The 11,564-nt window shown below is 34.9% G+C and carries 12 protein-coding genes; 9 read left to right on the plus strand and 3 right to left on the minus strand.

All coding sequences use genetic code 11. The annotated features are described in order from the left end of the window. Positions 1-52 precede the first annotated feature (52 nt). Both AC1DJR_RS06715 and AC1DJR_RS06720 read left to right on the plus strand, forming a co-directional pair. A complete protein-coding gene (locus AC1DJR_RS06715) occupies positions 53-235 on the plus strand; it encodes a hypothetical protein (protein ID WP_012260876.1) in 183 nt (60 codons plus the stop codon). Positions 236-470: 235 nt separating this feature from the next. Continuing rightward, positions 471-1,019, plus strand: a complete 549-nt coding sequence (locus AC1DJR_RS06720; RefSeq protein WP_060750311.1) for a cysteine hydrolase family protein — start codon at positions 471-473, stop codon at positions 1,017-1,019. 33 nt (positions 1,020-1,052) lie between these two features. Here AC1DJR_RS06720 and AC1DJR_RS06725 read toward each other — a convergent pair whose 3' ends face one another. Next, a complete protein-coding gene (locus AC1DJR_RS06725; protein ID WP_410590154.1) occupies positions 1,053-1,502 on the minus strand; it encodes an NUDIX hydrolase in 450 nt (149 codons plus the stop codon). 362 nt (positions 1,503-1,864) lie between these two features. Between AC1DJR_RS06725 and AC1DJR_RS06730 the strand changes: the two genes are divergently transcribed. The 5 genes from AC1DJR_RS06730 (at position 1,865) to adhP (ending at position 7,216) form a co-directional block, all read left to right on the plus strand. After that, entirely contained in the window at positions 1,865-2,722 is an 858-nt protein-coding gene (locus AC1DJR_RS06730; RefSeq protein ID WP_477002262.1) for a mechanosensitive ion channel family protein, read from the plus strand. A 167-nt stretch (positions 2,723-2,889) separates the two neighbouring features. Continuing rightward, the gene (locus tag AC1DJR_RS06735; protein WP_477002263.1) at positions 2,890-4,008 is read left to right on the plus strand and encodes a GAF domain-containing sensor histidine kinase; all 1,119 of its coding nucleotides are present in this window, start codon (positions 2,890-2,892) and stop codon (positions 4,006-4,008) included. A 14-nt stretch (positions 4,009-4,022) separates the two neighbouring features. Then, entirely contained in the window at positions 4,023-4,658 is a 636-nt protein-coding gene (locus AC1DJR_RS06740; RefSeq protein WP_002127217.1) for a response regulator, read from the plus strand. 285 nt (positions 4,659-4,943) lie between these two features. Next, a complete protein-coding gene (locus AC1DJR_RS06745) occupies positions 4,944-5,798 on the plus strand; it encodes a MurR/RpiR family transcriptional regulator (RefSeq protein WP_002012688.1) in 855 nt (284 codons plus the stop codon). Between the two features lie 380 nt (positions 5,799-6,178). Next, positions 6,179-7,216 (plus strand): alcohol dehydrogenase AdhP, encoded by a 1,038-nt coding sequence (adhP, locus tag AC1DJR_RS06750; protein WP_477002264.1) that lies wholly within the window; start codon positions 6,179-6,181, stop codon positions 7,214-7,216. Between the two features lie 152 nt (positions 7,217-7,368). On the opposite strand, the gene AC1DJR_RS06755 is transcribed toward adhP, so the two are convergent. After that, entirely contained in the window at positions 7,369-8,388 is a 1,020-nt protein-coding gene (locus AC1DJR_RS06755; protein ID WP_429687313.1) for an ABC transporter permease, read from the minus strand. Further along, positions 8,385-9,287: an ABC transporter permease subunit gene (locus AC1DJR_RS06760; RefSeq protein ID WP_477002265.1), complete on the minus strand. Its 903-nt coding sequence runs from the start codon at positions 9,285-9,287 to the stop codon at positions 8,385-8,387. Before AC1DJR_RS06760 ends, AC1DJR_RS06755 begins: the two co-directional genes overlap by 4 nt. Positions 9,288-9,681: 394 nt before the next feature. Between AC1DJR_RS06760 and gntK the strand changes: the two genes are divergently transcribed. After that, positions 9,682-11,220 carry a gluconokinase gene (gene gntK / locus AC1DJR_RS06765; RefSeq protein ID WP_477002266.1) on the plus strand — a complete coding sequence of 513 codons (1,539 nt, stop codon included), beginning with the start codon at positions 9,682-9,684 and terminating at the stop codon, positions 11,218-11,220. A 14-nt stretch (positions 11,221-11,234) separates the two neighbouring features. After that, positions 11,235-11,564 (plus strand): GntT/GntP/DsdX family permease (locus tag AC1DJR_RS06770; RefSeq protein ID WP_477002267.1); only part of this gene is annotated, 330 nt, incomplete at its 3' end.

Raw genomic sequence — 11,564 nt, forward strand, 5'->3', positions numbered from 1 at the left:
GAATAGAAAGAACTTATTCTTTACTATCATGTAAGAGGAAGGAATTGAAAGTTTGAAACGAGTTATTCGTATTTTCTTATTTATTATAATGTTTTCGGTCATTTGGTTTACTTTACAAGAGGCGGTTGAAGTTACGCTCAATTATCACATTCATGACTTGTTAATTGGAGCTGTATGTTTTGTCATTGTGTATCGGTTTTATCAAGCCTTAACGGACAATAAGAACCCCACTTGAAAATTCGGCACATGCGAGGAAGTTAGGTGGGAGATCAACTTGCCCGTAAAAGCCCGATTGGTGAAGGATAATACCCCCTATGATTAAAGTTTCGCTTTATGATAAACTCGGATTAAGGTAAGTATTGAGTTGGAAATGTAGGGATTTCATTTGAAATGTCGAATAGTACATACGATGTCGTAATAACAAATTTTCTATTGTTTACTGTGAAACAGAAGAAGGAGAGATTGTAGTTATGAAAAGAGCTCTTATAAATATTGATTATACATATGATTTTGTAGCTGAAAAAGGTGCTTTAACATGCGGGAAACCAGGTCAAGAAATTGAGAAGGAACTTGTAAGTGTAACGAAACAATTTATTGAAAAAGGTGATTACGTAGTATTTGCTATCGATAAACATGAAGACAATGATGTATATCATCCAGAAGCGAAATTGTTTCCACCTCATAATATAGCAGGTACAAATGGAAGAGACTTATTTGGTGAATTACAAGATGTATGCGAGAAATATAAAAATGCAGAGAATATATACTATATGGACAAAACACGTTACAGTGCTTTTGCAGGAACGGATCTAGAAATGAAGCTAAGAGAAAGAGGAATAGAGGAAGTGCATCTTGTAGGTGTATGTACAGATATTTGCGTCCTTCATACAGCAGTAGATGCTTATAACAAAGGGTTTCAAATTGTSGTTTATGAAAAAGCAGTAGCATCTTTTAATGCGCAAGGGCATGAATATGCACTTGGACATTTTAAATCTTGTTTAAATGCAGAAGTGAAGTAAAAAAGAGGCCTTCAAAAGGTCTCTTTTTTACATTTAAATAGAGACGACTTGCTGTTGAATTAACTTTTTAATGAACGGGCTAATCTTTTCTGGTAGCCCATTTAAATCAAAAAATTGTACATGTAATGATTCAACACCGTCTGCTTTTAACGAGCCGCCTGTAATATCATTACAAAGGTATGCGATTGTTATAGGGTAAAATTCATCTCCRTTYGGTAATTGTACAAAAAATTCTTTACCTGAAAATACACTTACTAACTGAAGTGTACCAATTTCAATACCTGTTTCTTCAAGCACTTCTCGTCTTCCAGCTTCTTCTGTGGATTCACCAAGCTCCACAAATCCTCCAGGAACACCCCAAATGCCATTTCGTCTTTGTTGGAGTAATATTTGTCCTTGTTCATTAAAAACAGCTACAGCAACTCCTGCTAGATTGAGTGGTCTTGATCCAACAACTTCTCTTAGTTCTTCGATATATCCCATTGTTTGTAACCTCCGTGAGTAAAAATAGTATGAAATGAAATATTCGATGTAATGTGAAAAGATTCCTTGTAACGAGGTGAGTATTGCGGACTTAAAAGAAAGTCGTTTATAAAAAATTCTATTGTAATATCCCTTTAGAGGATTAAAAAGGGTTATAGTAAATAGAAAAGAACATCTGAAGTTGAAAGATTCATTAAAGGGTTATATTGTTGAAGATGAACAATGAATACAAATACATAGTTAAGAAAGTACGATTTAAGATCAGGATAAAAGATGTTTCGAAAACAAGTGTTGAGATGATAAATGTGTATTTAAAATATAGTAGCTTTGTATGAAATTTTTATTAGTAAGGAAGTGGATGGATGAGTTTACTAACGTATACTGAAGAGTTTTTTAATTATGTAAGGGAATTTTTACTTTTAAGGTTTTTACTATTTGCTTTAGTTCTTATCATTATTTCTTTTGTTATAAATCGCATTATTGATTGGTTTTTTAGAAAATCAAGCTTTTTTGATGAAGAGGTAGAGCAGACAATTCAAAGTGTAATTCGATCTATTTTTAGGTATATCATTATCATCAGTCTTATCATATATTTAATTAGTCAATTTGTAGATATAAAAAGTATTATTGCAGGTGCAGGGATAGCGGGAGTTGTCATCGGTTTTGCTGCACAACAGATGCTAAAAGATGTMATATTAGGCTTYGCAAGATTAGCGGACAAAGAGTTYCGTGTTGGCGATTTTGTTACTTTTAACGGAACAAATTCAGGAACCATTGAGGAAATTAGTGTTCGTTTCATGCAAATTCGTGAATGGTCAGGAAAACTCCTTACCATACCACACGGAGAGATTAGAACGATACAAAATTTTAATAAAGGATGGATGCGAGTTATTGAACGCATCACGGTAAGTTATCAGGAAGATCCTACAAGAGTTAAGGAATTGTTAGAAGAAGTGTGTGTTATTTGTAATGAAAAATTGGATCAAGGTCTTTATAGAGTAGATGATGAAGCTGTTGAACCATTTAAATATGTTGGATATGAATTTTGTATTACAGGTTTGATTAAACCGGAAGATTATTTTGAAACTTCTAGACAAGTAAGATTTGAATTAATGTCTATTTTTCATAAAAATCAAGTGCAAATGCCAGCAGCGAATATGTTCGTTAACACTGAAAGTTTACAGAATATCCATGTGGGACAATCTTTATCAGACAGTTAATGAAAACTAGCTAATTTCTGTTTTGGTTTAGAATTTAGATTTGTAAATCAGTAGATTTGAATGAACTGTATGGGATATCTCCGAAAAAAGAGCTGAAGGAATTCGGTTCTTTTTTGTTTGTAGTATTTTGAAATTTCTTAATGTTATAATGGTAGTTGGTGATGAGAATGAACATAGATGAAAAAGAGATGCATCGTTTAGAGGCATTAAAAGAAATTGCTGAGTTACTAAATGAAGCAACAAACTTACAGGAAATGTTAGGAAAAGTGTTACATACATTATTACAAGTTATGAATTTACAAACAGGGTGGATATTCTTTATTGATGAAAGTGGAAAGCATCGTATGCTTGTAGACCAAAACTTACCCCCAGCTCTTACGTGGCAGGAAAAGAAGCCGATGTGTGAAGGCGATTGTTGGTGTGTAGAACGTTTTGTGAATGGCAGATTGGAAAAAGCAACAAATATTATTGAATGTAAACGAATAGAGGATGCGATTGAATGTAATTGGGGCGAGACAGAAGATGTTACACATCATGCGACAATCCCGCTAAGATCTGGATCAGAGAAATTTGGTCTATTAAATGTAGCCTCGCCTCATAAAACACATTTTTCAGAGGAGGAGTTAGCGTTATTAGAAGCGATTGCATTTCAAATTGGAACGACAATACAACGTATTCAATTAGTTGAGAAAGAACGAAAATATGTAGTTGTAGCTGAAAGAAATCGATTGGCTCGTGATTTACATGATTCTGTTAAACAATTGTTATTTTCAATTATGCTAACAGCGAAAGGGACTCTAAATATGACGAAGGATAGAGACTTGCAAGAGATGTTAAGTTATATTGGAGAATTATCACAGGAAGCATTACAAGAGATGACACTTTTGATTTGGCAATTAAGGCCTGAAGGATTAGAGAAAGGTTTAGCAGAAGCGATTCAAAATTACGGAAAACTGTTAGGGATTCAAGTGGAAGTTCGAATTGATGGAATGGTTTTAATTGAAGATGAAATAGAAGAAGTTTTATGGCGTATAAGCCAAGAGGCATTACATAATTGTAAAAAACATGCCTCATGTGAAAAAGTATGTRTTCATTTAAGGATAGAAAATAATAAGTTGCATTTTTACATAGAAGATAACGGAATAGGATTTATACAGGATCAAGTAAGAGAGTCAGCACTTGGCTTGAAAAGCATGAAAGAACGAATTGAATTAATGAGGGGAATTTTCCGAATAAAAGCAGAACCGGAAAAGGGGACAAAGATAGAAATTCAATTACCGGTTTGAGAGGGAGAACGTCAGTGAAAATTAAATTATTACTTGTAGAAGATCATCATATCGTTCGAAGGGGCCTCGTATTCTTTTTGAAGACGAGAGAAGAATTTGAAATTATTGGGGAAGCAGCAAATGGTGAAGAAGCATTAACATTCGTCCAAGCAGAAAGGCCAGATGTAGTATTAATGGATTTATCAATGCCGAAAATGGATGGTATTGAAGCGACAAAACGTATAAAACAATACGATGAGACAATAAAAATTCTTATGCTCAGTAGTTTTTCAGAACAAGATTACGTTTTACCAGCATTAGAAGCTGGGGCAGATGGTTATCAATTAAAAGAAGTGCAGCCAGATCAACTCGTTGCGTCAATCGTTGCGGTATATCAAGGAAATGCAAATTTTCACCCGAAAGTAACACCAGCACTATTAGGACGATCAGCAGTCAAGAAAGAAAAAGAGAATCCTTTTTCTATGTTAACAAAAAGGGAGCAAGAAGTACTTCGTGAAATTGCGAAAGGAAGAAGCAATAAGGAGATTGCAGCAGAACTTCATATTACAGAACAAACTGTGAAAACACACGTTTCTAACGTATTGGCTAAATTGGAAGTAGATGATCGTACACAAGCTGCCTTATACGCAGTAAAGCATGGGGAAAACTAGAAATAAGTATGAATAATTGTGTCATATGCTACGGAAGAATACATATGAGAAATTAAAATGTATAGAGATGCCGAATAAAGGTTTTTCTTCTTTCAATAATTAGGTACAATAAAGTGAAACTTTAATCAGTGGGGGGCCATCCCCACTGATTATTAGTTGAACCAATCGGGTTTTTACGGGCAGTTGATCTCCCACCTAACTCCCTTGCATTCATCGAATTTTGAGGTGGGAGTCTTACTGCCCGTTAATACGGGATAAAGCTACTATGGAAGGGGAAGATACGCTATGCCTGGTACAAAAAGTGGGATTGGAAAGATTCAGGCTTCGTTAAATGGTTTATCACCGAAATTACGAAGTATTGCCGAACATATTTTGAAACATCCACAAGATGTTGTACATAAATCGATTACGGAATTAGCGGAAGTTACGAATAGTTCCGAAGCAACGATATTCCGCTTATGCAAACACTTAGGTTTTCAAGGGTTCCAAGACTTGAAAATTACATTAGCTCGTGAGATTGTACATACCCCGATGCAAAATATTCATGAGGAAGTATCGGTAGAAGATAATATTGTCACTGTTGCTAAAAAAGTTTTTCATTCACATATTACAGGACTGCAAGATACATTACATTTGTTAAAYGAYAACGCGTTGGAACAGGCAGTAAGTGCGCTGAATGAAGCGAAACGAATTGAGTTTTATGGAAATGGTGGTTCAGGTATTATTGCGATGGATGCTTATCATAAGTTTATGAGAACGGGTATTTCTTGTATTGCTCATACGGATTCACATTTTCAAATTATGGGAGCTGGCTTGTTGACAAAAGAAGCGGTGGTCATTGCAATTTCTCATTCAGGCAGTAATAAAGGTTTACTTGAAGCGTTAGAAGTAGCGAAAGCAAGAGGGGCCAAAATTATTGCGATTACGAGCTATCAAAAATCGGCATTAAGCCAACTTGCTCATATAACATTATATACTTCGACGCGTGAGACAGAATTTCGTACAGAAGCAAGTTCGTCACGATTAGCGCAGCTTAGTTTATTAGATACTTTGTATGTGGGATTGTCATTGCAGCGACAAGAGGAAACACTACAAAATTTACAAAGTATACGTGAAACTATTTCGATGAAGCGAATATAAAGGGCTCTTCAAATGAAGAGCTTTTTATATTGGCGAGTAGTCTGTTGATATACCCTCTAAATCTACTTGTTCTAAGTGTCTATAGAAGTATGCCAATTACCTATAATAATAATCTCTCATCTTTTAGACCATTCATTTTTTAAACCTCGATATTTTGCATATGAAATTTAACAAGTAGCTTGATACATCAAAATACGTATTGGGTAATAATTCAAATATTGTTCAATATTTTACAATAAGCTTATGAAATTCCATGTTATGATGAACCTGTAATGATGATTGAACACTTAAATTTGGTACAATAATTAGCCAAAATAGTGAGGACAGTAGTTGTGAGATAAACTCATTAAAACTCTAAAACACTAAAGGGGAGATCACATATGAAAGCAGTAGTAGTTAATAAAAACAGCAAAGCAAATATTGAAGTTATTGAAAAGGAATTACGTCCGTTACACTCAGGTGAAGCGCTAGTAGATGTAGAGTATTGTGGAGTTTGCCACACTGATTTACACGTTGCGAATCATGATTTTGGAAACACCGATGGCCGCATCCTTGGTCATGAGGGTGTAGGTATTGTTACTAAAATTGCTGATGATGTTACTTCACTAAAGATAGGTGACCGTGTAAGTATTGCATGGATGTTCCAATCTTGTGGACGGTGTGAATATTGCGTAACGGGGAGWGAAACATTCTGCCGTGAAGTGAAAAATGCTGGTTATTCAGTAGATGGTGGTATGGCTGAACAATGTATTGTTACAGCTGATTATGCGGTGAAGGTACCAGAAGGATTAGATCCTGCTCAAGCATCATCAATCACATGTGCGGGCGTAACTACATATAAAGCTATAAAAGTATCAGACATTAAACCTGGTCAACCTATCGTAATCTATGGTTGTGGTGGATTAGGAAACTTAGCTATCCAATATGCTAAAAACGTATTTGGTGCAAAGGTAATTGCAGTAGATATCAATGACGACAAATTAGCCTTAGCAAAAGAAGTTGGTGCTGATATGACTATCAATCCAATTTCTCAAGGTCCTGCTGATAAAATTGTTCAAGAGGAGTTTGGTGGTGCTTATGCTGCTGTAGTAACAGCAGTTTCTAAAGTAGCCTTCAACTCAGCAGTTGATGCAGTACGTGCTTGCGGTAAAGTAGTTGCGGTAGGTTTACCAGTAGAAACTATGGATTTAAACATTCCACGACTTGTATTAGACGGAATTGAAGTAGTTGGTTCTCTAGTTGGTACTCGTAAGGATCTGGAGGAGGCATTTATGTTCGGCGCAGAAGGAAAAGTAGTGCCAGTTGTTCAAACGTGTTCTCTAGATAAAGTACAAAATGTATTCGAAGAAATGGAACAAGGTAGAATTCAAGGACGTATGGTAATCGATTTTAAACAGCATAATTGTGATTGTAAATAATTCATTTTAAATATAAAAAGCATGAGTCTAGCAAAGGATATGTAAAAAAGTTAGACGGCATAAAAAAGATGATCCCTCGTATTCAATAGGGATCATCTTTTTTATATTCTACTAATATCAATGCCAATTAATACTTGATTGATGAGACATGATTAAAAGTTCACTTTATTTGCAAACGAAAAAGAATCTTTATTTTCAACAAATTTTTTATGATCTGGAACGGTTTGAATTGCTACAACTCGCGAATCTCTTGCTTTCAGTGCATCTTGAATCCCCATTGTCATAAGCTTAATAAAAAGAATCGTAATAAAGAATGAAACGAGAGTATAAAAAATAATCCACCATGAAAGATTCATTTCATAACGATTTAATCCAATAAGACCTGCCCAATCATTAGAAAGAGAAACAGGTTTGAGCACTCCGTCATAGAGTTCTCGCATTTGTATCCCGCCAACTACAATGTCAAGCAACGCTAAATGGATAACGAGTATGAGTGTTTGGACGATATGTTCCATAAATAACACAAATAAGCGATCAAGTAATAAGACTCGTAAGTGTTTTTTGATAATATGAAAACGGCTAGCTCCCAGYAATTGWGAACTTAAAATGTAATCTTGTTTCATAAATTCATCAACCTCTGAGGATATATATAAAGAAAGTGTAGGCAGAGCGACGAAAATAAGTACGAGTACTTGATAAAACGCAAATGAAATATTTGGATCTAATCTATCAGCATTTGATATGATTACAATATTAACGGGCGTGATGAGTATAAATGCGATAAATAGAGTTGGGATATAATAAAAAACTTCTGAGCATGACTGGAAAAATCTCTTGAATTTTGGAGCATATAAACTTAAGAGGATCCCTATACATGTTCCGAATAAAATTCGAAAGAAGCTAATTGCCACGGCTAATAAAATGGTGAATTTTGCTCCTTCTACAATTTGTAAGAAAACAGACTCTCCAAAACGATCAGATCCAAAAGGCGGCATTAATGATGGCGAAAAGGGGGCCTTTCCAAGTAATTCGTTATTGTCATTGTAAAGTAACTGAGGAGGTTTTGGGATGTTATCTTTAAAGAACCAACTATAAATAAAACTAGCTGAAACAAGTATGAATAGATAAGTAAAGCCGATTAAAAATCGTTTTGATTTCCAAATAGATTTCATAATGCTGCTCCTTTCAATTGCTTTTGCCATCTATTCATCATGAATGAGATTATTTGAAAAATGGCATAAAACGGTAAAATAATCATAACAAGTATGATAAATGCAGCTGGAGGTGATATAAACGCCTTCTTAAATAAAAATTGAATAATGCCTTCCATATTAAAAACAAATTCTAAAATGAATAAGTTAGAAAGTAAGAAAACAAAAATCGTTTTTAAATGGTGAAAGAAGTGGACAGATATATTTTTGAATAAATGAATGCATAGTATATAACTTGATGAAAGTCCTTTTCCATATGCAACCTCTACGTAATGTTTTTCATGTTCTTCTTTTATGTATAACACCGAATAAATATCCCTTTGTAATGTAGGTAAGACTGCTAAAGATAAAATAGGGAGTAAATAAGCTCGATTTTCATTAAAAGAAATAATGGTGACAGGAGATTCCCCGAATTTCTGAAGTACCCATATGAAAAATATTTGCAAACAAATCATCATCATCATATCAGGGACAGCTTCTAATATGAACACAATTCGGTTTATCCATTTTTTTATATAATCTTTTGCTAAAAAATAAAAAAATGCCATACTAGATGATAGAAAGAGTGCAAGCAAAAAGGCTATAAATAATACAGTAAATGAATATAGGTAAGGTTCTAAAACAGTTGGAAATAATGGTGTCTTTTTGAAATGACCAAATTTCGGGTCTGATCCTATAACTACTAATGATTCAGGGGAGAAAACCTGTTTTAACATAGTAACGATCTGATTAAAAAAATGAATTGGTTGAAAAGTGAATCCCTGTTGAGTGATAAATAAATAAGGTAAATTTAATAATAGTAAGAGTGATAAAAGAATTGATGAAAGTTTTATTGTGAATTGAGATATTTTATATAACATTAAATCCCTCCGACATCTTTTTACAACATTATACAATAAAGTTCGTGTTTTGTTTTGATTTTTCAGAAAAATATAAAAACTATTAGATTTTATAGTATGGAACATATATTTACAAGGTAAAAAAGTGATAGTAGGGAGCCACGCCCTATGTCCATCAAGCTAAGAAAACGAGAACTTATATATTATTATCTTTAGGTGGAGGGGAAAGAATGTTTGATAAATTAAAAAGGTTATTTAAAAAAGATAAAGAGAATGATTTAGAAGATGAGAGGTACATTTTGGTTTGAAAAAAATTTTCTTTCCATAACTTGATTTATGAAAAAATATTTTATATACTAATTCATGTAAACGGTTTACTAGATCGTATTTTGCTAGAAACGAAGGGAAGGTTCGCATGGAAACAAGGGGGAGAGTAATCGGGGTTGACATCGGTACCACAAGTACGAAAACGGTTGTATTCACTGAAAAAGGAAAAGTCGTTGCTTCACATGCAATTGATTATCCAATTATTCAACCGAACGTCGGATGGGCTGAGCAAGATCCTGATGTAATRTGTGCTGCTGTATATAAAACTGTAAGCGTTGCCATCGGAAAGGGTAATGTGTCACCGGAAGATATTTCTTCTATCGGGATTAGTACAGCGATGCATGCCTTAATTGCTGTAGATGAAAACGGTGCGCCGTTAACGCGCTCTATTATTTGGGCAGATAATAGAAGCACAAAGCAATCAGAAAAACTATTACAACAAATGAATGGTCATGACATTTATAGAAGAACTGGTACACCAATTCATCCGATGTCACCACTTTCTAAATTACTGTGGATGAAAGAAGAAGAAACGGATTTATTCAGAACTGCTCATAAATTTATTTCCATTAAAGAGTATGTCATTTATCAATTATTTTCACGCTATGTAGTTGATTATTCTATCGCATCTGCTACAGGGCTATTTAATTTAAAAACATTAAACTGGGATGAAGATGTTTTAACTATGTTAAATATGTCACCAGAACAATTATCAACACCTGTACCAACTACATATATTTTATCGGGAATGAAGCCGGAATTAGCACAAAAGATGGGTATTAGTGAGGATACTCCGGTTGTTATTGGTGCAAGTGATGGTGTTCTTGCAAATGTAGGTGTCGGTGCAATATCACCTGGCTCAGCTGCAATTACGATCGGGACAAGTGGTGCGGTTCGAACAATTTCATCGAGTGTTAATACAGATGAAAAAGGAAGAACTTTTTGTTACGCATTAACAGATGAGCACTGGGTGATCGGCGGACCAACGAATAACGGTGGAATATTACTTAGATGGTTACGTGATGAATTTGGTAGCCCAGAGCAAGAGGTAGCAAGAAAGCTTGGAATTGATCCTTATGATTTATTAATTAAGTATGCAGAAAGTGTACCAGCTGGAGCAGATGGATTACTATTTTTACCGTTTTTATCTGGGGAACGTGCACCTTACTGGAATGCAAATGCTCGTGGTACATTCTTCGGTATAAACCTTCAGCATAAACGAGAACATTTTATACGAGCAGTTATGGAAGGTGTTTGTATGAGTGTGTATTCAGTAGCACTTGCCATTCGAGATTGTACAGGGCCACTTACTGAAATACGTGTTTCAGGAGGCTTTGCGAAATCTGCATTTTGGAGACAAATGTTATCTGACATGATGGGGAAAGAATTACTTGTTCCAGAAAGTCATGAAGCATCTGCGCTTGGGGCAGCGGCACTTGCTTTGTATGCAATTGGGAAAATTGATTCGCTTGAAGAGGTGAAGGATTGGATTGATATTGTCCATCACCATGTACCGAATAAAGAAAATACGGCTTTATATTTAGAGATGTTTTATATGTATGAACGACTTTACAATCGTTTGAAAGAAGAATTTGATTGTATAGCTGCTTTCCAACGTAAACAATAGGGGGATTGGGAGAAATGGTAGTTGGAATCGTACTAGCGGCTGTTGTTATATTACTTTTACTAATTACGGTAGTAAAATGGCATCCATTTGTCGCGTTAATTTTAACAGCAATCGGAGTTGGGCTAGCAATGGGGATGCCCTTAATTGGAACTTCACCACAACATCCGGGGATTATCGATTCTATTAAATTAGGTCTCGGTAATACGTTAGGGTTTTTAGCGATTGTTTTAGCTTTAGGAACAATGCTTGGAAAAATGATGGCTGAGTCTGGCGGTGCTGAACGAATTGCAAACACATTAATTGGACGTTTTGGGAAAAAGCGTGTTCACTGGGCAATGATGTTC

It is taken from the genome of Bacillus sp. 05T31 (assembly GCF_056396725.1).

What these genes read in the sequence shown, in the direction of transcription:
- AC1DJR_RS06760 (WP_477002265.1), bottom strand. Translation starts at nt 9,287, where the DNA reads ATGTTATATAAAATATCTCAATTCACAATAAAACTTTCATCAATTCTT.